The organism is Streptomyces coerulescens (assembly GCF_042657965.1).
Lineage (GTDB): Bacteria > Actinomycetota > Actinomycetes > Streptomycetales > Streptomycetaceae > Streptomyces > Streptomyces coerulescens.
This window is the reverse complement of record NZ_JBHSKM010000016.1, coordinates 325976-350375: the sequence shown is the minus strand read 5'-3', so window position 1 is coordinate 350375 and position 24400 is coordinate 325976. Positions and strand designations below refer to the sequence as shown.

The 24400-nt window shown below is 70.8% G+C and carries 20 protein-coding genes and 1 pseudogene; 12 read left to right on the top strand and 9 right to left on the bottom strand.

Annotation, left to right across the window (positions count from 1 at the left end):
• The first annotated feature begins 2 nt into the window (after positions 1-2).
• Both ACFPQ9_RS23025 and ACFPQ9_RS23020 read left to right on the top strand, forming a co-directional pair.
• Positions 3-905, top strand: coding sequence for a carbohydrate ABC transporter permease (locus tag ACFPQ9_RS23025; protein WP_380856226.1), 903 nt, complete (start codon positions 3-5; stop codon positions 903-905).
• 124 nt (positions 906-1029) lie between these two features.
• The gene (locus tag ACFPQ9_RS23020) at positions 1030-2436 is read left to right on the top strand and encodes a GH1 family beta-glucosidase (RefSeq protein WP_380856298.1); all 1407 of its coding nucleotides are present in this window, start codon (positions 1030-1032) and stop codon (positions 2434-2436) included.
• A gap of 6 nt (positions 2437-2442) precedes the next feature.
• On the opposite strand, the pseudogene ACFPQ9_RS23015 reads toward ACFPQ9_RS23020, so the two are convergent.
• From ACFPQ9_RS23015 to ACFPQ9_RS23005, 3 genes and pseudogenes are all read right to left on the bottom strand, one after another.
• Positions 2443-3285, bottom strand: a pseudogene (locus ACFPQ9_RS23015) (GlxA family transcriptional regulator); the annotation flags it as partial.
• Positions 3286-3472: 187 nt separating this feature from the next.
• Positions 3473-3907 (bottom strand): VOC family protein, encoded by a 435-nt coding sequence (locus ACFPQ9_RS23010; protein ID WP_380856223.1) that lies wholly within the window; start codon positions 3905-3907, stop codon positions 3473-3475.
• Between the two features lie 131 nt (positions 3908-4038).
• On the bottom strand, positions 4039-5004 hold the full coding sequence (locus ACFPQ9_RS23005) for an SMP-30/gluconolactonase/LRE family protein (RefSeq protein ID WP_380856220.1): 966 nt from the start codon (positions 5002-5004) through the stop codon (positions 4039-4041).
• A 127-nt stretch (positions 5005-5131) separates the two neighbouring features.
• Between ACFPQ9_RS23005 and ACFPQ9_RS23000 the strand changes: the two genes are divergently transcribed.
• Positions 5132-6088, top strand: coding sequence for an ArsR/SmtB family transcription factor (locus ACFPQ9_RS23000; RefSeq protein ID WP_380856217.1), 957 nt, complete (start codon positions 5132-5134; stop codon positions 6086-6088).
• Positions 6089-6265: 177 nt separating this feature from the next.
• Positions 6266-7519, top strand: coding sequence for a low temperature requirement protein A (locus ACFPQ9_RS22995; protein ID WP_380856214.1), 1254 nt, complete (start codon positions 6266-6268; stop codon positions 7517-7519).
• A 28-nt stretch (positions 7520-7547) separates the two neighbouring features.
• On the opposite strand, the gene ACFPQ9_RS22990 is transcribed toward ACFPQ9_RS22995, so the two are convergent.
• Together ACFPQ9_RS22990 and ACFPQ9_RS22985 are read right to left on the bottom strand one after the other, a co-directional pair.
• Positions 7548-8648, bottom strand: a complete 1101-nt coding sequence (locus tag ACFPQ9_RS22990; protein ID WP_380856211.1) for a DUF6745 domain-containing protein — start codon at positions 8646-8648, stop codon at positions 7548-7550.
• Between the two features lie 85 nt (positions 8649-8733).
• Positions 8734-9060 (bottom strand): hypothetical protein, encoded by a 327-nt coding sequence (locus tag ACFPQ9_RS22985; RefSeq protein WP_380856208.1) that lies wholly within the window; start codon positions 9058-9060, stop codon positions 8734-8736.
• A 178-nt stretch (positions 9061-9238) separates the two neighbouring features.
• Here ACFPQ9_RS22985 and ACFPQ9_RS22980 point away from each other — a divergent pair, with 178 nt between their 5' ends.
• From ACFPQ9_RS22980 to ACFPQ9_RS22950, 7 genes are all read left to right on the top strand, one after another.
• Positions 9239-10198 carry an STM4015 family protein gene (locus tag ACFPQ9_RS22980; protein ID WP_380856205.1) on the top strand — a complete coding sequence of 320 codons (960 nt, stop codon included), beginning with the start codon at positions 9239-9241 and terminating at the stop codon, positions 10196-10198.
• Between the two features lie 11 nt (positions 10199-10209).
• Complete coding sequence (locus tag ACFPQ9_RS22975; protein WP_380856202.1) at positions 10210-11364, top strand: STM4014 family protein; 1155 nt, start codon at positions 10210-10212, stop codon at positions 11362-11364.
• A 67-nt stretch (positions 11365-11431) separates the two neighbouring features.
• On the top strand, positions 11432-12247 hold the full coding sequence (locus tag ACFPQ9_RS22970; protein WP_380856295.1) for an STM4013/SEN3800 family hydrolase: 816 nt from the start codon (positions 11432-11434) through the stop codon (positions 12245-12247).
• Positions 12244-13584, top strand: coding sequence for an STM4012 family radical SAM protein (locus ACFPQ9_RS22965; RefSeq protein WP_380856199.1), 1341 nt, complete (start codon positions 12244-12246; stop codon positions 13582-13584). Before ACFPQ9_RS22970 ends, ACFPQ9_RS22965 begins: the two co-directional genes overlap by 4 nt.
• A gap of 10 nt (positions 13585-13594) precedes the next feature.
• Positions 13595-14470 (top strand): STM4011 family radical SAM protein, encoded by an 876-nt coding sequence (locus ACFPQ9_RS22960; protein ID WP_380856196.1) that lies wholly within the window; start codon positions 13595-13597, stop codon positions 14468-14470.
• Between the two features lie 81 nt (positions 14471-14551).
• A complete protein-coding gene (locus ACFPQ9_RS22955; protein ID WP_380856292.1) occupies positions 14552-14968 on the top strand; it encodes a hypothetical protein in 417 nt (138 codons plus the stop codon).
• A gap of 197 nt (positions 14969-15165) precedes the next feature.
• Positions 15166-17565: a beta-L-arabinofuranosidase domain-containing protein gene (locus ACFPQ9_RS22950; protein WP_380856193.1), complete on the top strand. Its 2400-nt coding sequence runs from the start codon at positions 15166-15168 to the stop codon at positions 17563-17565.
• A gap of 19 nt (positions 17566-17584) precedes the next feature.
• On the opposite strand, the gene ACFPQ9_RS22945 is transcribed toward ACFPQ9_RS22950, so the two are convergent.
• Both ACFPQ9_RS22945 and ACFPQ9_RS22940 read right to left on the bottom strand, forming a co-directional pair.
• Positions 17585-21073, bottom strand: a complete 3489-nt coding sequence (locus ACFPQ9_RS22945) for an indolepyruvate ferredoxin oxidoreductase family protein (protein ID WP_380856190.1) — start codon at positions 21071-21073, stop codon at positions 17585-17587.
• 147 nt (positions 21074-21220) lie between these two features.
• Positions 21221-21808 carry an Lrp/AsnC family transcriptional regulator gene (locus ACFPQ9_RS22940; protein WP_380856187.1) on the bottom strand — a complete coding sequence of 196 codons (588 nt, stop codon included), beginning with the start codon at positions 21806-21808 and terminating at the stop codon, positions 21221-21223.
• Between the two features lie 258 nt (positions 21809-22066).
• Between ACFPQ9_RS22940 and ACFPQ9_RS22935 the strand changes: the two genes are divergently transcribed.
• Positions 22067-23014 carry a PLP-dependent cysteine synthase family protein gene (locus ACFPQ9_RS22935; RefSeq protein ID WP_380856184.1) on the top strand — a complete coding sequence of 316 codons (948 nt, stop codon included), beginning with the start codon at positions 22067-22069 and terminating at the stop codon, positions 23012-23014.
• A 51-nt stretch (positions 23015-23065) separates the two neighbouring features.
• Here the strand turns inward: ACFPQ9_RS22935 and ACFPQ9_RS22930 are convergent, their stop codons facing one another.
• A complete protein-coding gene (locus tag ACFPQ9_RS22930) occupies positions 23066-23899 on the bottom strand; it encodes a MerR family transcriptional regulator (protein ID WP_380856182.1) in 834 nt (277 codons plus the stop codon).
• A 35-nt stretch (positions 23900-23934) separates the two neighbouring features.
• Positions 23935-24273, bottom strand: a complete 339-nt coding sequence (locus ACFPQ9_RS22925) for a nuclear transport factor 2 family protein (RefSeq protein ID WP_380856178.1) — start codon at positions 24271-24273, stop codon at positions 23935-23937.
• Positions 24274-24400 lie beyond the last annotated feature (127 nt).

Genomic DNA, 24400 nt, shown 5'->3' with positions numbered 1-24400 from the left:
TCATGACCGTCAACAGCCTCCCGGTCCGGACGGATACCGAAACCCCGCCCCGCCGCAGCCGGCGGCTGCTGCGCCCGGGTGCCGGCCGCCAGCACCACGCGGGACCGCTCGCCTACGTCCTGCTCGCCGTCATGGCGATCCTGTCGATCTTCCCGCTGTACTGGACGATGGTGGCGGCCTCCACGGACAACACCCGTGTCAGCCAGACTCCGCCGCCGTTCCTGCCCGGCCCCAACCTGTTCAGCAACCTCGCCCGCGCGTGGGACGAGGCGGCCATGGGCAAGGCCATGATCAACAGCACGATCGTGGCCGGGGTGATCGCGCTGTCCACGGTGATGTTCGCGACCCTCGCGGGCTTCGCCTTCGCCAAGCTGCGGTTCAAGGGCCGCAACATCCTGCTCATGCTGGTGATCGGCACGATGATGGTGCCGCCCCAGCTCGGCGTCGTACCGCTGTTCATGATGATGTCCGAACTCGGGCTGGCGCAGCAGCTGCCCGCCGTCATCTTCCCGACGCTGGTCAGCGCGGTCGGGGTGTTCTTCATGCGGCAGTACCTCTCGGAGGCGCTGCCGGACGAGCTGGTCGAGGCCGGGCGCGTCGACGGGGCGCACTCGCTGCGCATCTTCTGGAGCATCGTGCTTCCGGTGGCGCGGCCCGCGATGGCGGTGCTGTTCATGATCACGTTCGTGCACGCCTGGAACGACTTCTTCTGGCCGTTCGTGGTCCTCGACATGACCAACCCGACCGTGCCCGTCGCCCTCACCCAGCTCAGCGCCGGTTACGTCCGCGACCAGTCGCTGATCATGGCGGGCGCGCTGCTCGGCACGCTCCCGCTGCTGGCGATGTTCATCGTCTTCGGCCGTCAGATCGTCAGCGGCATCATGGCCGGCGCCGTCAAGGGCTGACCTCGCACTCCCGCCCGGGCGACCAGCGCCGGGCCCGTACGACCGTGCCCTTCGCACGTTCGCGAACGGCACCATTTTTGAAAGGACTTACGTGGTCACCGCTGCACAGCAGAGCGAGTTCGCCATGGACGGCGCCCGCACCTTCCCCCTGGACTTCCTCTGGGGCTCCGCGACCGCCTCGTACCAGATCGAGGGCGCCGCCGCCGAGGACGGCCGTACGCCGTCGATCTGGGACACGTACGCCAGGACGCCGGGCCGGGTCCGCAACGGCGACACCGGCGACATCGCCACCGACCACTACCACCGCTGGCGTGAGGACGTCGCCCTGATGGCCGACCTCGGCCTCGGCGCCTACCGCTTCTCGCTGGCCTGGCCCCGGATCCAGCCCACCGGACGCGGACCGGTCGTCCAGAAGGGCCTCGACTTCTACCGGCGCCTGGTCGACGAACTCCTGGCGAAGGGCATCAAGCCGGTCGCCACGCTGTATCACTGGGATCTGCCGCAGGAGTTGGAGGACGGCGGAGGCTGGCCCGAGCGGGTCACGGCCGAGCGGTTCGCGGAGTACGCGGCCCTGGCCGCCGACGCCCTCGGCGACCGGGTGACGACGTGGACCACCCTCAACGAGCCCTGGTGCAGCGCCTTCCTGGGCTACGGCTCCGGGGTGCACGCCCCCGGCCGCACGGACCCGGTCGCCGCCCTGCGCGCCGCCCACCACCTCAACCTGGCGCACGGCATGGCGGTCGAGGCGCTGCGCGACCGGCTTCCCACCGGGGGTCAGTGCTCGGTCACCCTCAACATCCACCACGTCCGGCCCCTGACCGACGACCCGGCCGACGCCGACGCGGTCCGGCGGATCGACGCGCTCGCCAACCGGGTCTTCACCGGTCCGATGCTGCAGGGTGAGTACCCGGAGGACCTGCTCAAGGACACGGCGACGCTCACCGACTGGAGTTTTGTCCGCGACGGCGACCTGCGGCAGATCAACCAGCCGCTGGACTTCCTCGGCGTCAACTACTACACGCCCACCCTCGTCTCGGAGGCCGGCGGCACCGGCAGCCACAACTCGGACGGACACGGCAACAGCGCGCACAGCCCGTGGCCCGGGGCACAGAAGGTCGCCTTCCACCAGCCGCCCGGCGACACCACCGCCATGGGCTGGGCCGTCGACCCCAGCGGCCTGTACGACCTGCTGCGGCGGCTGTCGTCCGACTTCCCGCGCCTGCCGCTGGTCATCACGGAGAACGGCGCGGCGTTCGACGACTACGCCGGCCCCGACGGCGAGGTGAACGACCCCGGGCGTATCGCCTACCTGCGCGGCCACCTCGCCGCGGTCCACCAGGCCATCGCGGACGGCGCGGACGTGCGCGGCTACTTCCTGTGGTCGCTGCTGGACAACTTCGAGTGGGCGCACGGCTACAGCAAGCGCTTCGGGACGGTCTACGTGGACTACCCGACCGGCACCCGCATCCCCAAGGCCAGCGCCCGCTGGTACTCCCAGGTGGCCCGCACCGGGGTTCTGCGTCCCGAATAGGACCGCCTACTCGGCCGGTTCGCGGTGGGCGGTGGCGAACCGGCGCTGGTAGGCGGCGGGACTGATGGACAGCTCCGGTGCGAAGACGCGGCGCAGGCTCTCCTAGCTCGGGAAGCCAGCCAGGGACGCCGCCCGCGTCGCGGTGTGCCCCTGGTCGAGGAGTGACTTCGCGATGTCGAAGCGGATCGGCTCGACGTACCGGGCCGGGGTGGTGCCCAGCTCCTCACGGAACAGTCTGCTGAGGTGACGCGTACTGAGGTTGAGTCGCCCGGCGAGTCCGGTGAGGGAGTGGTCGCCGGTGGGGTCCGCCGTCACCAGGTCGACGACCCTGCGCAGGGCGAGCGACCGGGGCGGCGGGCCCTGGAGGGGCGCGGAGAACTGTGACTGGCCGCCCGCCCGATGCAGGTAGACCACCAGGGAGCGCGTCACTTCCCGGCTGATGTCGGGACCGTGGTCCTCCTCCACGAGGACGAGCGCGAGGTCGATGCCCGCGGTGAAACCGGCCGACGTGTACGTCGAGCCGTCGCGGACGTAGATGGCGTCGGGCTCGACGCGGGCCTTCGGATGCCCCGCGGCGAGTTCGCCCGCGATCTTCCAGTGCGTGGTCGCCCGTTTGCCGGCCAGCAGGCCGGTGGCGCCGAGGACGAAGGCACCGGAGCACACGGAGGCGACCCGCCCGGCGCGAGCTGCCAGGTCTCCGGCGGCTGCGGCAAGGTCCCGTGTGACCGGGGTTCTGGGGTAGACGTCGCCGCCCGGCATCAGGAATGTGTCGGGGTCCGGTTCCTCGGCCGCGCTGCCGTCGACGGCGATACGCATGCCGATGGAGGACGTGACATCGGCGCCCGTCGCCGGCCCGGGGCGCACGAGGGCGGCCGCTCCGGGTACGGGTGCGCGGTCCGCCCGCTTGCGGAGGCGGCCGCCGCCTTCGCCCCGGGGCAGCGCGTCGCGGGCCGCACGATCATTCGTGTCGCCGGGGACTGACGGGCGGCCGAGCTGCGTCAACGCCCCTCGGGCCGTGGCTGTGCCAGGGGCGCCGTCAGCCGAGTTGTTCGGCCAGGCCGATGATGATGCCGACTGGGCCGCGGAGGTAGCAGAGCCGATAGCTGTCCTCGTACCGCGCCACCTCGCCGAGGAGTTCGGCGCCGTGGGGACGCAGGCGGGCGATGGTGTCGTCGATGTCGTCGACGGCGAACATCACGCGATGCAGGCCCAGGGTGTTGGGCGCCGGCGGTGCGGCGCCGATCGCGGCGGGTGCGTAGTACTGGGCCAGCTCCAGCCGGCCGTGGCCGTCCGGGATCCGCATCATCGCGATGACGCAGCGGATGCCGTCGAGGCCGACGGTGAGGTCGGCCCAGCGGCCCTCGATCTCCGCTTTGCCTTCCAGCTCCATGCCGAGTTCGGTGAAGAAGGCGATGGCGGCGTCCAGGTCCTCGACGACGATGCCGACGTTGTCCATTCGCTGAAGCGTCATGATCGCTCTCCTTCTTGATCGCACGGCCCGTGTGGCCGCTGCTACACCCAGGACGCAGCCGGAGCCACATTCTCGCCATCCGGGAGGGCGCTGTGTCTGCCGACGCGGGACACGGCCGGCGTCTCCGTGGATCAGTCGTTCGACTCGCACACCGGGTCGTTCAGCGCGGTCACGGTGTAGGGCGGGGTGCCGGGCGGCTCGTCGTTCTGGCTGTTGACGACGTACAGACGGCAGTCGTGGCGGGCCAGGGTGGTGGGCAGGTCGAAGCGGTCACCGGTGACGCGGTGGACGACCGTCCCGCTGCGCAGCTGCGCGTCCAGCCGGGCGATGTAGACGCCGTGCGGGGCCCCGTAGTTGAGTACGGCGTACAGGGTCCGGCCGTGGAGCACCATGCCGTCCGCGCCGAACGAGGTGTCCCCGAGGTCGAGGCGGCTCACCTCGCGGGTGGCGGTGTCGATGCGCCAGACGGCCTCGGTTCCGTTGGAGGCGACGAGCAGGGAGCGTCCTGCCGGATCCGCGACTATGCCGTTGAGCAGCCAGTACTGGTCGGGGAAGCCGGGGAACGCACCGCGTACGTCGGCCCACGGCTTCAGCGCACCGACCTTGCCTCCGTCCAGCGGTGCGCGCAGAACCACCGGGTTCGCCCAGTCGGTGACGTAGACCGCGTCGGGCGTGACGACGAGGTCGTTGAGATCGGGGGCGCCGAGGGGACCGTCCGGGGCGTCCTCGGCGTGGAGGAGACGTCCGTCCGGGGCGTGTACGGTGAGCCGCCCGCCGCCGACGGAGAAGACCCGGCCCGACCGGTCGGCGTGAATTCCGCGCGAGCTGCCGCGGGCGGTAGCGCCGTCGGCGCGGAAGCACCGCAGCCGTGGCGCTGTCACCCGGCCCCGGTACAGGGCACCCGTGCCGTCGGAGGACACGTACATCGTCCCGTCGGGCCGGACATCTATGCCCTCGGGGAGCACACCTTCCGTGCGGGAGACGACGTAGCGGTCGGGCAGCGATCGGCAGGCGCTCTGCGCGGGCATGGCCGCGGCACAGACCATCAGTGTCGCGGTCGCGAGGGCGGGCGCGACGAGTCGGGCGGGTACGGACATCTGGCCTCCAGGGTCGGTGGCGCCGGCGGGCGCCGGTTCCGCACCCGAGAATCGCCGTCCGCCGACCATCCGCGCCCGCCCTTTCGGGCAGGGCCGAAATGCCGGTTCCTCCGGTAATGTGCACCGCGTGTTACGGATACGGTTCGGCCCGGCCGACCTCGCCCGCGTCACCGTGGCCGCCACACCCGACGTGCTGCTGGAGACGGCCCTGAGTGTCCGTCATCTGGCCGCACCTGCCTCGGGCCCCGCAGCGCACCGGGGTGAACTCGTGGCCTGGCGGCGGGCCGTCAAACCGGGGCTGGCGGCCCGCGCGGGGGTCCTGGCCCGTCTTGTCCCGCCCACCGGTTATCTGCCCGACTTCCTGTACCAGCCGACGGCCCGGGACGCCGCCACGGCGGCCGAACTCGCGGCGCGGACCCCGACGAACCGGCTGGCCGCCGATCTGAGCCCGCTGCCCACGGTGCCCGGGGCGTCCGTGACACGGGAGCTGGCGCAGGGCTCGACCGCGGCCCGGCGCAGGCTCGTCGAGGACCTGACGCGCTATCACCGTTCGTCGCTCGCACCGCTGTGGCCCACCGTGCTGAACGTGGCCGCCGCCGACCGGGCCCTGCGTTCGGAGACCCTGCTGCGCGGTGGTGTCGAGGCGCTGCTCGCGACCTTGCAGCCGGGCTGGCGATGGGCTCCTCCCGAACTCCTCGTCCCGTTCGCCTCCTCTCACACCGTGGAACTGTGCGGACGGGGGCTGCACCTGATGCCGTCCTACTTCGCGTCGAGCGCGATGCTGATCTACGACCCGGCGGCGCCGACGGTGCTCGTCCGTCCCCTGCCGGTCACCGATGTCGCGATGCCTCCGGGTGACGTGCTGGGGGCGCTGCTGGGACGCACCCGCGCCGGGGTGCTGGCGTCCCTGGCCACCCCGGCCGGGACCACCGCTCTCGCCGAGCGGGCGGGAGTCTCGGCGGCCACGGCCAGCGAGCACGCCACTGTGCTGCGTGCGGCGGGCCTGATCACGACGGTGCGCGACGGCAGCCGAGTGCTCCACGCGCTGACCCCGCTCGGCGAGGCGCTGCTGGCCGGAGGGTGAGGAGAAGAGGCGTTGGGCGCACGACACCCTCCACCCGGAGGCCTCCGGCTCGCTGCTCCGCTCCGCCGAATCACCGGCGGCTGTCCGGCATACTGCGGCGTGCCCGCGGTCGCTGCGGCAGTGCAGCCGTCACCATCACCTCGCCCCACGTTCGGCCGCGCCATCCAGGAGCCTCGCATGTCCGACAGTGCCCCCGAGCCCCGTCCCGTCAGCGCAGCGGCAGTCCCCCTGGGCACCGGTACCCGCCGATGGCTCTTCCGCCCGCCGCGGCGGCACGGCGAGGTCGACACCGGTCGCAGTGTCAGTTTCCTGGAGCTCTTCTACGACCTCGTCTACGTCGTCCTGATCGGCCAGGCGGCCCACACCCTCGCGGAGCACTTCACCTGGCGAGGCACGGCAACCTTCGCCGTGGTCTTCGGGCTGATCTGGATCGCCTGGCTGAACGGCACGCTCTTCTACGAACTGCACGGTCGCGAAGACGGCCACACCCGCTCGCTGATCTTCGTGCAGATGCTGCTGCTGTCCCTCATGGCGGTCTACGTCGGCCACGCCGACAGCGGCGACGGCCGCACCCTGGCGGTCCTCTACGCCCTGCTGCTGGCCCTGCTGAGTTACCAGTGGTACTCCGTCTACCGGCAGGACCTGCCGGAACTACGCAAGACGCCCCGCCGCTATCTGATCGTCATGGTCGCGGGAATCATCGTGATCGCGGCTTCGGCACCCCTGTCGGTCGACGCCCGTCTCGTCGTCTGGGCGGTGTTCGTCGTCGCGTGGTGCGCCGTGGAGTGCGTCATTCTCATCTCCTGGCGCAGAAGGCCGAGTTATGACGTGGTGACCGAACCCATGGTGGAGCGCTTCGGACTGTTCATCATCATCGTGCTCGGCGAGGTCGTCATCGGTGTCGTGAACGGCCTCACGGACACCGAACGCAGCACCCTCGTCACCACCACGGGCCTCCTCGGCCTCTCCGTCGGCTTCGGGTTCTGGTGGAACTACGCCGACTTGGTCTCCCGGCGCATGCCCCGCGAGACCGGCCACTCCCTGGCGACGTGGATCTTCACTCACCTCCCGCTGTCCATGGCCGTGGCGGCAGCCGGTGCGGGAATGGTCGGCCTGGTGGAACACGCCACCGATCACCGGACACCGGTCGCCGTGAGCTGGCTGATGGGCGGTTCCGTAGCCGTCATGCTGATCACCACCGTGGTGCTTCTGCCGACCCTGGCGGACTACGACCGCTTCCCCTCCGTCTACAAGTCGGTGCAAACGGTGCTCGTCACGGCAGCCGTCGTCGCCCTCCTCGTCGGCTGGGCCCGCCCCGCCCCCTGGCTCCTCGCTCTCGCCCTGCTGCTCGTCCTCTCGGCAACGTGGGTTTACGCCTTCGTTCGATGGCTGAGGCAAGGCTCCCTCATCAACGAGAGGTCAGCCGACTGACACCGATCCGCCCCGGAGGCGGAACCCCTCACGTCTGCGCCGCCGGCGCATACGCCTCCGCCTCGAGCCCGAACGTCCACGCGACGCCCGCTCTCGCTGTCCGCGTCGAGGGCGGTACCCGTAGCCAGTAGGTGCGCCGTGTCCCGTCCGGTTCGGGGGTGGAGTTGAGGACCTCCACCATCACCACCGGTTCGTCGTCGACCAGGTCGATGCGCCACAGGGTGCCTGTCTCGTCCTGGTGGAGGGGCCGGGCACCTGAGTCGGTCAGGTAACGGTCGTAGCCGTAGTACTCCAGCATCACGCGCCGTAGTTCGGCGTTCTCCTCGGCGCGGATGCGCTCGGGTGTGAGGGTGCTCAGTTCGGCGAGGAACGCCGCGGGGACGGGCATGCCGCGCCAGGCGTGCAGGGCGAAGCCGTCGGGGTAGGCGAGGGCAGGGCCGTCGCCGTGGTCGAGTCGGCCGGCCTCGTCGCGGTGCAGGGCCACGGGCCGCTCGGAGAGGACCGCCACTCGGGCGTAGGGCCACCACCAGCCGGCGTTGCGGCAGACCGCTGTCAGTGCGTCCAGCGGGCCGTCGTCGGCCCCGAACGCGGCGAGCCACGGCGCGTCATGCTGTCCGAGCACCGCGTCCAGGAGGTGCAGCCGGATCTCGGCGGCTTCCTTGCCGGTGTCCCGCCCGGCGAGTTCCTCGATGACGCCGGTACGGATCCGGTCCACGAGGGCCTGGGTGGAGTCCCACAGCCGTCCGCCCGTCGCCGCCCAGTGCGCGGACCAGCCCGCGGCCCCCAACTCGGCGTGCAGGGAGCGTCTTTGCCGTGCCCAGGGGGCACTGCGCACCGCGTCCCGTACGCTCGGGCCACGGTCCGGGAGGCCTTCCCTGATCAAGGTGACGGCCGCTCGCGGCGAACCCACCCACACCAGGCGCTCCGGTTCGGCGAGTCCGGCCAGCCGGTAGGCACGCCGGACTCCTTCCTCTGCGGCGGCGCGATCGGCGGGGCCGGTCGCCGAAGCCCACGCACGCCACGGTCCCAGTTCGCCGGAGGCGATGTTCCCCGCCTCGGTCCTCTCCCCGTCGGTCCCCTCGACGTCGGTCCCGGACGCGAAGTCTGTTGTGGTCACTCGCCCCTCCATCTTTGGCCCCTCCATCTGTGGCCGCTCCACCCTCTCTGCCCTCACCCTCTCTGCCTCCACCCGTTGTCCCTCCGGCCGTCGCCGTTCAGTCCGCCACGATCCGCACGGATCCGGGCACGTACTCCCGCTGCCGGATCACCCGGTACCAGCCCTTGGGCAGCGCGATCGCCGCGTGTTCCTCGTGCACGACTCGGCCGCCCTGGGGAAGCTGCAGCAGCAGTGGCCCGAACGGCCCCGGCTCACGTATGAGTTCGCCCGGACCGACGATCGCGTGAGCGTGCCCGGTGACCTCGCCCAGCGCCAGCACGAGTCTGCCCCGCCCGTCGCGCTTCTCCCTGGGGGCGTGTGCCACGTGCGCCGGTACCGCATCCTCCGTCACCGGCACGATCAGCACGTCTCCCTGTCGGTACATGGCTGTCCCCTCACCGCCGGGTGCACCGCGCACCGGCCTCATGACCACGACGTTAGGCGGCACCACTGACAACGTCCCGAACCCCGCCCCGCCGTGCCCCGTTGTCAGTGGCTGTTGGTAGAACTGCCGACATCACAGACCGCACACTCTTTCTCCTCTTCTCCTCGGGAGCGGCCGCATGACCATCGGTGACCACCTCGACCAGCTCTACGGGCTGCCCGCGCACACCTTCCCGGGCCCGGACGGGACGACGGAGGGCCTGCCCGAGCCGGACAGCGTCGCCTGGCGGATCGGCAGCGACGTGTACGACGCCGACGAGGAATGGCCGAAGGCGTTCTCACGGTTCTGCGCCGCCGTCGACACCACTCGGGTGCGGGCGCTGATCGTCGGGGCCTGGCAGGAGGCCTACGACTCCGACCCCTCCGAGGTCATCGAGGCGCTGCTGGCCGCCCGGGACCGTTTCCCGGCCCTGCGTGCGCTGTTCCTCGGCGACATGGTGATGGAGGAGTGCGAGATCTCCTGGATCAACCAGAGTGACGTCTCCCCGCTTCTCGCCGGGTTCCAGGCGCTGGAGGAGTTCGGTGTGCGGGGCGGGTCGGGGCTGGAGTTCACGGCACTGAGCCACGGCGCGCTTCGCAAGCTGGTCGTCGAGACCGGCGGTCTGCCCGCCGAGGTGGTGCGCGGCATAGGCGCGAGCGACCTGCCCGCCCTGGAGCACCTCGACCTGTGGCTCGGCACGCCGGACTACGGCGGCGACAGCGAGGCTTCCGACCTGGAGTCGATCCTGTCGGGCGCACGGCTGCCGCGACTGCGTCATCTGGCGCTGCGCAACAGTGAGATGCAGGACGCGGTCGCCGCGGCCGTGGCATCCGCTCCGGTGGTGGAGCGTCTGGAAGTGCTGGACCTGTCCATGGGTGTACTGACCGACGAGGGCGCCGGTGCGCTGCTGGGCGGTCAGCCTCTGACGCACCTGAGGAAGCTCGACCTGCATCATCACTACCTCAGCCAGGCGGTCGAGGAGCGGGTGCGCCAGACCCTGGAGGCCGCGGGCGTGCAGGTCGATCTCGACCGCGACGACGCGGAGGAGGACACGGAGGACGACGGCACGGTCTGGCGTTACGTCGCGGTGGGCGAGTGAGCACACCCTCCATGACCCCGCCGGCTTCCCGTACCGCCGGGTCGCGGTTCGCCGTGGTCGGCAATCCCGAGAACCGGCGGGTGTCCCTCTTCGCGGACGCGGTGCGCGCGGCCGGCCTGCCCGGCCCGCGCGTCGTCGCCTGGAGGGACGTCCTGCGCGAGGGAGGGGCCGACTTCGCCCCGGACGAGATCGTGCGGGTCGACTCCCCCGGCGAAAATCCAGAGGTCGACCGGCTGTTGCGGGGCGCGACGGATCCCACCCGGGTGGAGGGCTCGGCCCGCTGGTACGCCCGGTTCACCGCCGCGCTGCGCTCCCTGCGTGGCGGCATCCGACTCGACGACCCCGAAGAACTCGCCGTGCTGTTCGACAAACGCGCCTGCCACGGCGTGCTCGACGCGGCGGGGGTGCCGGTGCCCGCCTCGCCCACCTCGGGACCGGGCGGGGCACCGGTGCGCGGCTGGGACGACGTTCGGGGGCTGATGCGCGAGCACCGGATGCCCCGGCTGTTCGTCAAGCTCGCGCACGGGTCGTCGGCGTCGGGAGTCCTCGCCGTCGAGGCGGGCGGCGGTGGCCGGATCAGGGCCACCACCTCCGTCGAACTCGCCCCGGACGGGACGCTGCACAACTCCCTCCGGGTGCGTCGCTACGACAGCGAGCGGGACATCGCCGGCATCGTCGACGCGCTCGCGCCCGACGGGCTGCACCTGGAGCGCTGGGTGCCCAAGGCCTCTCAGCGGGGCCGGGCCGCCGACCTGCGTGTGGTCGTGGTGGCCGGCCGGGCCACGCACGCCGTGGTCCGCACCAGCCGTACGCCCCTGACCAATCTGCACCTCGGCGGCAGCCGCGGCGACCTCGCCACCGTCCGGCATGCCGTCGGCGGGGCGGGCGGCCGTTGGACCGACGTGCTGGAGGTGTGCGAGCGGGCCGCGTCGTGCTTCCCGCGCACCCTGTGCGTCGGCGTGGACCTGCTGCCGGCGATCGGCTGGCGCAGGGCGTTCGTCGGCGAGGTCAACGCCTTCGGAGACCTGCTGCCCCGGCTGACCGGACTGCCCGGCAGCGGCGCGGAGGGCCTGGACACATATGCCGCGCAGGTGACGGCCGCTCTGCGCGAACCGGCCCCGCCCGGTCCGCTCCACCCGTACAGAACAGGAACATCCCATGCCTGAGCCCGACGTGCAGAACCCTCCCGCTCCCGTGTCCGACGTGCGGGAAGGCACCATGTCCGAGCCCGACATGAACGAGGTCGTCGGCCACCACGACATCCTCCTGGTCACCCTCGACACGCTGCGCCACGACGTGGCCGTCGAGCTGGCGGCCAAGGGTCGCATCCCCAACCTCGCCCGCCACCTGCCCGGCGGCCGCTGGGAGAAGCGCCACGCGCCGGGCAGCTTCACGTACGCCTCCCACCAGGCGATTTTCGCGGGATTCCTGCCCACCCCGGCCGAACCGGGGCCGCACCCCCGGCTGTTCGCGGCGAGCTTCGCAGGCAGCGAGACCACCGCCGACGGCACTTTCGTCTACGACACCCCGGAGTTCGTCTCCGGGCTCGCCCAGCGGGGCTACCGGACCGTCTGCATCGGAGGCGTCGGCTTCTTCAACCAGCAGGGCCCGCTCGGCACCGTTCTGCCCGACCTCTTCCAGGAAGCGCACTGGGAGCGGGACTTCGGCGTGACCTCGCCGCACTCCTTCGAGAACCAGGTCGCCCGCGCCGAGCAGGTCGTCGCCGAACTCCCGGCGGAGCAGCGGCTGTTCCTCTTCGTCAACGTCTCCGCCCTGCACCAGCCCAACTGGTTCCACCTGCCCGGCGCGACGCGTGAGGCCGGTGACACCCGCGAGACGCATGCCGCCGCGCTGGAGTACGTCGACCGGCACATCGGACGGCTCTTCGCCGCCGCGAGCTCCCGGCGCCGCTGCTTCGCGATCGTCTGTTCCGACCACGGCACCGCCTACGGCGACGACGGCTACACCGGCCATCGCCTCGGCCACGAGTCGGTGTGGACCGTGCCGTACGCCCACTTCTTCCTCGACCCAGCCAAGGCCCCGCGATGACCACCGCCCAGCTCACCAGCCCATACCAGCACTACGTGTACGCCTACCCGCACAAGACCGCCTATCGCCGGCTGCCCGAACGGCCGGCGCTGCGGTCCCTGTGGGCGGCGCAGGACAAGAGCGCCCTGGCCCTCTACCTGCACATACCGTTCTGCGAGGTCCGCTGCGGCTTCTGCAACCTGTTCACCCGCATCGGCGCCCCCGAGGGCCTGACCGGCGCCTACCTCGACGCCCTCCAGCGGCAGGCCGACGCCGTACGCGAAGCACTCGGCGACAGCGAGCCGGTGCGGTTCGCCACGGCCGCCTTCGGCGGGGGCACCCCCACCTTCCTCACCGCGGCCGAGCTGGAACGCCTCTGCGACATCGCCGAGCAGGGCATGGGCGCCGACCTCCGGGCGATTCCGCTGTCCGTCGAGGCTTCCCCCGCCACGGCCACCGCTGACCGTCTGACGGTCCTGGCCGAGCGCGGCGCCACCCGGCTGAGCCTCGGCATCCAGAGCTTCATCGACTCCGAGGCCAGGGCCGCCGTACGTCCGCAGCGCCGCGCCGATGTCGAAGCCGCGCTCGCCCGCATCCGCGACACGGCCATCCAGGTCCTCAACATCGACCTCATCTACGGCATCGACGGCCAGACCGAGCAGACCTGGCTGCAGTCCCTGGACGCCGCCCTGGCCTGGCGGCCGGAGGAGCTGTACCTCTACCCGCTGTACGTGCGGCCCCTGACCGGACTCGACCGCCACCGCACCACCGCGGAAGGCCCCGATCCGGACTGGGACGCCCAACGGCTGAGCCTCTACCGCGCGGGCCGTGACCACCTCCTCGCGCGCGGCTACACCCAGCAGTCGATGCGGATGTTCCGCCGTACCGACGCCCCTGAGCAGGGCGCCGACGACTACGCCTGCCAGAGCGACGGCATGATCGGACTGGGCTGCGGCGCCCGTTCGTACACGGCCGACCTGCACTATTCCTTCGACTACGCGGTCGGCATGCACGAGATCCGCGGGATCATCGACGACTACGTCGCCACCAGGAACTTCGCCCGCGCCGAGGTCGGCTACCGCATGGACCCGCACGAGGCGCGCCGCCGCCACCTGCTGCAGTCCCTCCTCCAGGCCGAAGGCCTGCCCGTCGACGACTACCGCGCTCGCTTCGGCAACACGCCGCTCGACGACTTCGGGCCCGAACTTCATCGCCTGGCCGACCGGGGCTGGCTGGCCGAGGCCGACTCCGCGCACCTGAGACTCACCCCGGAGGGACTGGCCCACTCGGACGCCGTCGGACCCGACCTCTTCTCCCCCGCCGTCCGGGCCGCCATGGCCGCCTACGAGCGGAAGTGACCTGCCCGCCATGGATCTGACCGTCCTCTACCGCGGTCCGCTCGCTTCCTGCGACTACGACTGCCCCTACTGCCCGTTCGCCAAGCGACGCGACTCCACCGCACAACTGCGCGCGGACCGGGCCGCCCTGGAACGCTTCGCCGCCTGGGCGGCCGACAGCGACGACCAGTTGTCCCTGCTGTTCACACCTTGGGGCGAGGGGCTGGTCCGCTCCTGGTACCGGCGCACCCTCGCCGAGTTGTCGCACCTGCCGCACATCCGCCGCGTCGCCATCCAGACCAACCTCAGCTGCCGCACCGACTGGCTGGCCGACGCCGACCCGGAAACCCTCGCCCTTTGGTGCACCTACCACCCGGGCCAGACGCCCTACGACCGCTTCCTGGCCAAGTGCCACGACCTCGCCGGCCGGGGGATCCGCTTCAGCGTCGGCGTCGTCGGCCTGCCCGACCACCTGGAGGCCGCCCGCCGCCTGCGCGCCGAGCTACCGGGACACGTCTACCTCTGGATCAACGCGGCCGAGGGCCACACCTACCAGGACGCCGAGGCCGCCGACTGGACCGCGCTCGATCCCCTCTTCCCCTACAGCCGCCATCCGCACGCGAGCGCCGGGCTGCCGTGCCGCACCGGGGAGTCCGTGATCTCGGTCGACGGTGAGGGCACCGTCCGCCGCTGTCACTTCGTCCGAGCCGAACTGGGCAACCTCTACGACGGCTCCTACCGCGCGGCCCTACGTCGCCGCGCCTGTCCACTGACGACCTGCGACTGCCACATCGGCTACGTCCACCTCGAAACCCTCCCGCTCTACGACGTGTTCGCGGGCGGCGTCCTGGAACGCATCCCGGCACACCCGCCCGTGCCACGGCCCGCCCGGCGGCTCGTTCCGTAAGATCGCCGCATGTCAGCTGCCGAACGTATAACCCGGTCGATGCTTTCCCGTCGTCTCAAGCCCATATCCACCCCTCAGCCGATGCCGCAACTGCCCCAGCGGATCTGGTCGGATGAAGACTGGGAGCGGATCCAGCTCGGCTACGCGGCGCGGGACATGGACGAGAAGTGGAACGTGTTCGCGGAAGACGAGGTTGTCTTCCTGCACCGGAGCTGGACCGGTCGCGGAGTCTTCGAGGCGACCTTCGCGCCGGAGGGTGACGGCGGTTGGCGGATTGCCTCTGCGGTCGTGGAACGCGACCCCGAGCGCTACCGAGGCACGGACGACGACTACGACTGCCTGATGCTTGAGCTGGTGATCAGCGCCATCGTGCTGGGCGAACCTGCGCACGAGCTCCGCTCGAAACTGGTCGAGTTGACGAAGCGGCGGTCTGCCGCGGCCGATGCCCCCGCCGGAGTGATTCAGCACAGCGCGCTGGGGTTGCGCTCGGATTCATAGCTGGTCCTTCAGGCCACGCCTGCGAGCGGATCACCATCGCATCCTTTGATGCGCCACCCCTGGACAGGTCCCTGCGAGCGTGCTGTCATGCCAACGGCCGCAATTTCCAACGTTGTAGAGACGCATGGCTCGCACCTCGGCAGGCGGGACAACGTTGTCCCCACCATCGGTTCCCTTCCGGAAGGCAGGTCATCGACATGTCCATCAGCAGACGGGCGCTGCTCGGCGCGGGCTCGTTCTCGTGGGGAGCCGCGGCTCTCGGCACCTCTTTCGCCGGAGTCGCGGCGGCGGCGCCCTCTCCGTCGGCGGAGACCCGCGTACCCGACAAGTTCCGCAAGCTCCGGCCCGGCAGCGTCACCGCTCGTGGCTGGCTGGCCGGGCAGCTGAGGTTGCAACTCGACGGTCTGTGCGGACGCTTCGAGGCCGGCTCCCATTTCCTCGACTTCTCGACGACCGGCTGGGTGCACCCCGAGCGCAACGCCTGGGAGGAGGTTCCCTACTGGCTGCGGGGATACATTCCGCTGGCCATCGCCACCCGCGACGCCGGTGCGCTGGCCAGGTCACGCGAGTGGGTGGACGCCATCCTGGCCACGCAGCAGAGCGACGGGTTCTTCGGCCCGCGCGCCCTGCGCTCCTCCCTCAACGGCGGCCCCGACTTCTGGCCCTTCCTGCCGCTGCTGCAAGCCCTGCGCAGCCACGAGGAGTACACCGGCGATCAGCGCGTGGTGCCCTTCCTGGTCCGCTTCCTCCGCTTCATGAACGCCCAGGGGCCGGGCTCCTTCAACACCAGCTGGGTGTCCTACCGTTGGGGCGACGGCCTCGACATCGCCGTCTGGCTCTACCGCCGTACCGGGGAGACGTTCCTGCTCGACCTCGCGGCCAAGATGCACACCCACGGAGCCGACTGGACCGGCGCCACACCGAGCCGGCACAACGTCAACATCGCCCAGGGTTTCCGCGAGCCGGCCCAGTACGCGCAGCTGATCGACTCGGCCGACCTCACCCGGGCGACATACCGTGCCTACGACGCCGTCATGGCCGAGTACGGCAGGTTCCCCGGTGGAGGGATGGCCGGGGACGAGAACTACCGGCCCGGCTTCACGGACCCCCGCCAAGGCTTCGAGACCTGCGGCATCGTCGAGTTCATGGCCAGCCACGAGCTGCTGACGCGGATCACCGGTGACCCGGTGTGGGCGGACCGCTGCGAGGACCTGGCGTTCAACATGCTCCCCGCGTCCCTCGACCCGCGCGGCACATCCATCCACTACATCACCAGCGCCAACAGCACCGACCTCGACAACCGGACCAAGACGCAGGGGCAGTTCCAGAACGGCTTCGCCATGCAGGCCTTCCAGGCCGGCGTCGACCAGTACCGCTGCTGCCCGCACAACTACGGCATGGGCTGGCCGTACTTCACCGAGGAACTCTGGCTCGGCACCCCCGACGGTGGCCTCGCGGCCGCGCTCTACGCACCCAGCTCGGTCCGCACCCAGGTCGCCGGCGGCACGAACGTGACCGTCACCGAGACCACGGACTACCCCTTCGGGGACACGGTCACCCTGACCGTCTCCACGCCCCGCCCGGTGCGGTTCCCCCTGCACCTGCGCATCCCCGGCTGGTGTCGCGGCCCCGAACTCCGCGTGAACGGCGCCACGGTCGCCGCCTCGGACGGTCCCGCCTGGGCACGCGTGGAGCGCACCTGGCGCGAGGGCGACGTCGTCCGCGTCCGCTTCCCCCAGCAGCCCCGGCTGCGCACCTGGCCCGGTCAGCACGGTTCGGTGAGCGTCGAACGGGGCCCGCTCACCTACTCCCTGGACCTCGGGGAACGCTACGAACGCATCGGCGGAACGGACACCTTCCCCGCCTACGAGGTCCACGCCACGACCCCATGGAACTACGGCCTGGCGCCGGACACGCAGCTCACCTTCACCCGGACCGGTTCCGGCGTGCCGGACCAGCCCTTCACCGCGCAAGCCACGCCGGTGCGGATCTCGGCGCAGGCCCGGCGTATTCCGGAGTGGATCGCGGACGACGAACTGGTCGTCGCTCCGCTCCAGGACAGCCCGGCTCGCAGCTCCGCAGCCGTGGAAACCGTCACCCTCATCCCCTCGGGTGCGGCGCGCCTGCGTATCACCTGCTTCCCCACGGCGGCCCCCGACGGAAGGCAGTGGACCCCGGAACCGCCCTTCCGCCGTCTCGCGAACAAGCACAGCGGCAAGGTCCTGGCCGTGGACGGGATGTCCACCGAGAACAGCGCCCGGGTCGTGCAGTTCGCCAACACCGGTACCGGCGACCACGCCTGGCAGCTCATCGACCAGGGCGACGGCTGGTGTCTGATCCGCAACGGCCACAGCGGAAAGGTTCTCGGCGTCGACCACATGTCCATGGAGAACAGCGCCGTCGTCGTGCAGTTCGAGGACAACGGCACGGCCGATCACCTCTGGAAACTGATCGACAACGGCGACGGCTGGTACCGCGTCCTCAACAAGAACAGCAACAAGGTGCTGGGCGTGGACGGCATGTCGACCGCCGACAGCGCGCAAGTGGTCCAGTTCGACGACAACGGCACGGCCGACCATCTGTGGCGTTTCCTGTGAGGGACGGCACCCGAGGGCGTCACCCGAAGCGTTCGGTCAGCTCGGCCAGACGGGCGCGGTACGCCTCGACATTGCGGAGCTTGACCTCCTCGTACCCGCGGACCATGTCGGGGAGCGAGGCGATCTGTACGGCCACCGCGTGGTTGGCGGGGGTGAGACCGGTGAGCAGGAGGGTGACGCGCTCGGAGTAATCCTCCAGCAGTGCTCGCTCGACTTTGCGCACATGCGCCCGGCCGAATGGGTCGAGCGCGGTTCCCCGCAGTCGGCGCATGCCGTGGAGGACGATGAAACCGGGGCGGAACCAGCGGCCGAGCCGGATCTTGCGCTGCATGCCGAGGGCGCGCAGGACCGGGGGCTGGAGGTTCCACTGCGCCCGCGCCCCGGGACCGAACTGCTCCGTCACCTCGGCTGCGACGCCTTCGTCGAGGGCGAGGCGGGCCACTTCGTACTCGTCCTTGTAGGCCATGAGCTTGAACAGGTTCCTGGCCACGGCCGTGGCCAACTCGTCGGTCCCGGGGACGATCTCGCGTTCGCGCTCACGGACCGCGTCGACCATCTCGGCGTAACGGGTGGCGTACCGAGCGTTCTGATATGCCGTCAGTTCACTGATGCGGTGCGCTACCAGTTCACCGAGCGACGTGGGGCCGGTGGCCGTGCGCCCGGATTCGGGGGTGCGGGAGCGGTCCGTGCGGAGAGCTGCTGTCACCGCGTCGCGGTCCGCGATCCACAGCCGCCCGTAGCGGAATGCCTGGAGGTTGGCCTCCACCGCGACGCCGTTGATCCGGATCGCTTCCTCGACGGCCTCGGCCGGCAGCGGGAGGGCGCCCAGCTGGAACCCGACGCCGATCAGGAAGGTGTTGAGGTACTGGTCGTCGCCCAGCAGCGCCAGCACCGTCTCCCGCGCGTCAAGCACCTCCGCGCCGGGCCGCACCCGCACCAGCAGCCGCTCGCTCAGGGCGCTGGTGTCGGGGAAGGTCTGGCGGACGTCGGCGACCATGTGACCGGTCGCGACCCTCGCGGTGTTGAGCACCGCCACCGTTCGGTCCGGCGAGGTCACCGCCAGGTTGCCCTCGTCGGCGGCCACCAGGATGTCGCAGCCGAGGTAGAGGTCGCACTCACCGGCACCCAGTTTGTTGGAGCGCCCCTGCCCCGCACGGTGGAAGCGGATGTCGGAGACGACCGCGCCGCCCTTCTGCGCGAGTCCGGTCTGATCCAGCGAGCGCGGTGTCCAGCCCGCGAGCAGGCCCGCGGTGGCGAGGATCTGAGAGACGGTCACCACGCCGGTGCCGCCGACGCCGGTCAGTCGTACGCCGAAGTCGCCGGTGACGGTGGGGGCGGGGTCGGGAAGGGGTGCGTCACCGAGCACCCGCGGATCGCGGGCCGTAGTGCCGGCGGCGCTCTTCGCCGATTCGACGCCGGTGATCGTCATGAAGGCCGGGCAGTCGCCCTTCAGACAGCTGTAGTCGACGTTGCACGAAGCCTGGTGGATCTGGGTCTTGCGGCCGAACTCGGTCTCGACCGGCTGGACCGACAGGCAGTTGGACTTGTGCCCGCAGTCGCCGCAGCCCTCGCAGATGCGCTCGTTGATGAACACGCGGGTGGTGGGCTTGTCGAGCTTGCCGCGCTTCCACTTGCGCCGCTTCTCGGTGGCGCACTCCTGGTCGTGCACGAGCACGGTGACGCCGGGGATCCCGGCCAGCTCCCGCTGGGCCTCCTCCATCCGGCCGCGGTCCCAGACCTTGACGTCGTGCGGCAGCCGCATGCGCCGGGTCCGGCGGACGTCGTCGGTGGTGACGATGATCCGGGCCACCTTCTCGGCGCGCAGGACGTCGACGATCTGGCGGAGGTCCATGGCACCCACGGCGCTCTGGCCGCCGGTCATCGCCACGGCGGAGTTGTAGAGCAGCTTGTAGGTGATGTTCACCCCGGCGGCCACGGCGGCCCTGATCGCCAGCGAGCCGGAGTGGTCGAAGGTGCCGTCGCCCAGATTCTGCAGGTAGTGCTCGCGTCGGAGGTACGGCGCCATGCCGATCCACTGCAGGCCCTCGCCGCCCATCTGGGAGAGGCCGGTGACCGTGCCGACCTGGTCCTCGTCCATGAGCAGGACCATGGCGTGGCAGCCGATGCCCCCGCCGACCAGCGAGTCGTCGGGCACCTTGGTGGAGCTGTTGTGCGGGCAGCCGGAGCAGAAGTAGGGGGCTCGCTTGGGAAGGCTGATCAGGGGCAGCTGGGTGCGGCCGTCGACGCGCTCGGTGTGCCGGTGTTTCACGGTGACGCCGCGGGCGCCGAGTTCGCGGGCGAGGGGGCGCACCAGGGTGTCGGCGTCGAGCTCGCCGTAGGACGGGATCAGCTCCCTGCCCTGCTCGTCCTCCTTCCCGAGAACCCTTGGAGCACCGGCGCGCCCGTAGAGGGCTTCGCGCACCGCGGTCTCGATGAAGGAGCGCTTCTCCTCGACGACGATGATCCGGTCGAGGCCGTCGGCGAACTCGACGATCGTCTCGGCGTCCAGGGGGTAGGGCATCGCGATCTTGAGGAGTCGGATGCCGGCCTCGGTGAGGCGTGCGTCGGTCAGGCCGAGTCGGTCGAGCGCGGCACGGAGCTCGCGGTAGGTACGGCCGGAGGCCGCGATGCCGATGACGTCGTCGCTCCCGCGCACCTCGATCCGGTTGAGCCGGTTGAGGCGGCAGTACTCGCGGGCGAGCCGCAGCCGGGTCGTCATCAGGTCCCGCTCCAGCGGACCTAGCGTGGGCTGGAGGAGACGGGCGGTCGGCTGGTGGCGACGCGAGCCCGCGGGAAGCACCGGCGCCGGGTGCTCGGCGCCGAGGTCGACGAGCGAAGAGCCGTCGGCGACCGCGGTCACAATCTTCAGTCCCGTCCAGAGGCCGGTGGCGCGCGACAGCTCCACCGCGTGGAGGCCGAGGTCCAGCACTTCCTGGGAGTCGCCCGGGTAGAGGAACGGAATGGCCAGGTCCATCAGCGCCAGCTCGGAGGAGCAGGGCACGCTGGACGACTTCGCGGCCGGATCGTCGCCCACGAGCACCAGAGCGCCGCCCGCGGGGTGGGCACCCATGAGGTTGCCGTGCCGCAGGGCGTCGGTGGCCCGGTCCAGGCCGGGTGCCTTGCCGTACCAGATGCCCAGTACGCCGTCGCGCGTGGCGCCGTCGAGGGTGTTGGCCAGCTGGCTGCCCTGCACCGCGGTGGCCGCGGCCTCCTCGTTGAGGCCGGGCACATGCCGTACGTCGTTGGCGTCGAGCAGGGACCGCAGGCGGCCCAGCTCCAGGTCGTAGCCGGCCAGCGGCGACCCCTCGTAGCCGGAGATGAAGGTGGCGACGTCCTTCCCGGCGGCGAGATCACGCCGGTGCTGGTCGATCGGCAACCGTGCCAGCGCCTGGATCCCGGTGAGTTGCACCCGACCGGCCGTGGCCTGGTACCGCCGACGCGGGTCGACCGGTGCATCGTCGCGATCACCGTCGTGAGGACGGGAGTCGGCACGGACGAAGGTCGTCATCTCGCCTCCTGTTCATGCTTGAGGAGCGCAGATGGCTGCGCCGGGCACAGTCGCACCAGCATGGGCCCGTGGCCTGCTCCGGGCGCCGACAACTGAGCCGATGGACCAGAACGACCTCGCCATTACTGGGCCACGTGATCCATCGGCTCAGGGCAGAGGTGCGCCGGGCGCTTGCGGAGCCGCCTTCGTCTCGTTCGACGCGAGATCCTGGGCGACCAGGGACAGCAGCGGGGTGATGCGGCTCGGCACCCGCTCGCTCAGTGCGATCTCGGTACGGCAGCGCACCACACCGGGCAGTTGCAGGAAGCGCTGGATGATCTCCTCGACGTGCTCCGTGTCCCGGGCGGCGACACGGCACAGCACGTCGCCTTCCCCGGCCGTCGTATGCGCTTCCAGCACCTCGTCGACCAGCACCAGGGCCCGGGTCACCCGCGCGAGCTGCCCTTGCGCCAGATGAAGATGGATGAACGCCAGGATGGGAAAGCCGAGCTGCGCCGGGGAGACCCGGGGGGCGTAGTCGTTGATCACGCCGAGCCGCTCCAGACGACTCATCCGTGTGTGCACCGTCCCTCGGGCTATGCCGAGCGTGCGAGCGAACTCCCGCATCCCCGCCCGGGGCCGGGCCAGGAGTTCTCGCAGGATGGACACGTCAAGTGAGTCGAGAGCAGCCACGATGACCTCGCAATATCTCCGTGCGGAAAGGGGGTTGAGCGGTGACGGTCCTGCTCGCGCCATCAGATGGACATACGGCTGTGCTTGGCGGCCGACTGCGTGCCGATGGTAATGCAAGACTCCGGATCCTTAAACGGTGGAATACGAGATGCCATACCTGATGGGCCAGTGGCCCAATCGGGGCGACGATTCCCTTCCCGGCGTTCCCTCCCGGGCGCCGCCGCACAATCCCCTCGCGACGGACTTAGCCTTGGCTTGTTCACGGCCGCTGCCGAGATCGGCGGTCCGGGCTTCCGGATCGCGAGGTGAGCGAGGAATCCCATGGGTCTGCCCGGTATTCGGTCCTCGTCCCTCCAGACGATCGGCGGGACCCCGCTGGTGCGCCTGAGTCGTGTCGTACCCGACCGGGCCGCTGACATCCTGGTCAAGGTGGAGGGGACCAACCCCACCGGCAGCTACAAGGACCGGATGGCTCTGGCCATGATCGAGGGCGCGGAACGCCGCGGTGCCCTGCGGCCGGGCCAGCGCGTCGTGGAGTTCACCGGCGGCAGCACGGGCTCCTCATTGGCCTTCGTCTGCGCGGTGAAGGAGTATCCGCTGTCGGTCGTGACCTCGGATGCGTTCGCACCGGAGAAGCTGCGCACGATGCGGGCGTTCGGCGCGGATGTGACCGTGGTGCCCAGCGACGGGGGCCGGATCACGCCCGGACTCTTCGTGCGGATGCGGGAAGAAGTCGACCGGATCATCGAGCGCGACGGCGCCTTCTGGACCGACCAGTTCCATAACGTCGATGCCCTCACCGGCTACGCGGAACTCGGTCGCGAGATCCTTCAGCAGGCCGGTGGCGACGGGGTGACGGTGGACGTCTTCTGCGCCGCCGTCGGCACGGCCGGAATGTTCGCCGGCGTCTCCGCGGCGTTGCGCGAGGGTGGTCCGCTCCGCGCCGTCGCTCTCGAGCCGACCTCTTCGCCGATGCTCACTGCAGGCACGGCCGGACCGCACCGGGTGGAGGGAATCGCCACCGGGATCGTCCCACCGCTGCTGACAGCCGACTCGTACGACGAAGCCCGCGCCGTCGACGAGCAGGAGGCCCGTCGGCTGGCCTTGCCGCTGGCTCGGCAGGAAGGCATCTTCACCGGCACCTCGGGCGCGCTGAACGTCGCCGGTGCGCTGCACCTGGCCCGGGAGATCGGAGAAGGCCACGTCGTCGTGACCGTCGCCCCGGACACCGGGCTCAAGTACCTCACGGGCGATCTGTACATCGACTGACCTCGCGCCGCGGACCAGCCGGGTCGCTGCCGCCTTCGCGCGGGCGGCCGATCAGTCGGTGTCGGGCTCGACGAGCCAGGCCACGAGCGTGCGCCAGCGATCGGGCTGGTCGATGTCGCGCGGCCCGACGAGATAGACCTCCTCGACGATGCGCTGGGCGCGCAGTCCGTTCCGGGCGGCGAAGGTGCCCACCGCGCCGTAGGTGAGGTCGAGGTCGTCGTGCGGCCCGATGTGGGTGGCGACGGCGGCGGTCCGCCGCGGCAGTCGCAGCTCGCGCACGGTGGCCGGCGCCCCGGGTGGCAGGGGCCCCTCGGCGGGGAGATAGACGGTGGCGCGGCCATGGCCCTCGGTGAACAGCTCGTGTTCATACCGGCCGCCCGCAGGGAGCACCGGCCGTCGGCCCGCTGCTGCGTCCAGGTCGCGCATGGCGGTGTCGTACCAGCTCAGGTCCGCTCCCTCCGGGACGTCCACGGAGACGGCGAAGACCTGCTGCGGCGGCAGGACATCCAGTGTCACTGTCCGCTCTGCCTCCGGATCGAGGAGCTCCCGGAGTGCTTCGACCGCTCGCTGGGTGCGGCCGAGCCGGTCTTCGAGACGGCGGAGGTGGGCTGCGACCACCTGTTGGGCCGCGTCATGGCTCGCCCCGCCTCCGCCTGCCGATTCGGCCTGGAGGAAGCGTCGGACGTCCGCCAGCGGAAGATCGAGGTCGCGGAACCGTCTGATGGTGAGCGCGGACCGGACCTGCGCCGGTGAGTAGTAGCGGTAGCCCGTGACCGGGTCGACCTCCGCGGGGACGAGGAGGTCCTGCTCGTGGTAGCGGCGCAGTGCGCGGATGCTCACGTGCGTGATGCGTGAGAACTCCCCGATCGTCAGCCGCTCGGCCACGGTGCCCTCCTCGTCGTACGCGTCGCGTCCTGCTGTCAGGGTGCGATGTCCAGCCGTGTGATCTTCCCCTGTGCGTCGCGTTCGAAAGTGAAGCACAGGGTGACGGGACTGCCGGGGAAGTCGCCGCCGACCTCCGCGACGGCTCGCAGGGCGGTGCGTGTGCCGGTGACCTCGCGCAGGTCGTAGTGCACGGACGGAACCTCGTCGCGCCAGCGTCGCACCGCGGCGAGCCCATGGTGGCTGCGGCCGTCGTCGTGTACGACGACGGCGTCGTCGAAGAGTGAGAAGTAGCGCTCACGGGCGGCGTCCGTGGCCGCGGCGAAGTACTCCCCCACGAACTCCTCGATCTCGGGGATCTCCTGGTTCTTCTGCATGGTGCTCTCCAGTGTCTGAGGTGGGAGGGGGTTCATCGGCCGCGAACAGTGCCACCGTGGACCCTCTCCCCGGGAGAGACTCAAGTCCGCGCGAAACCGTGTCCTGGCCCGGTCGGCCGGGCCAGGA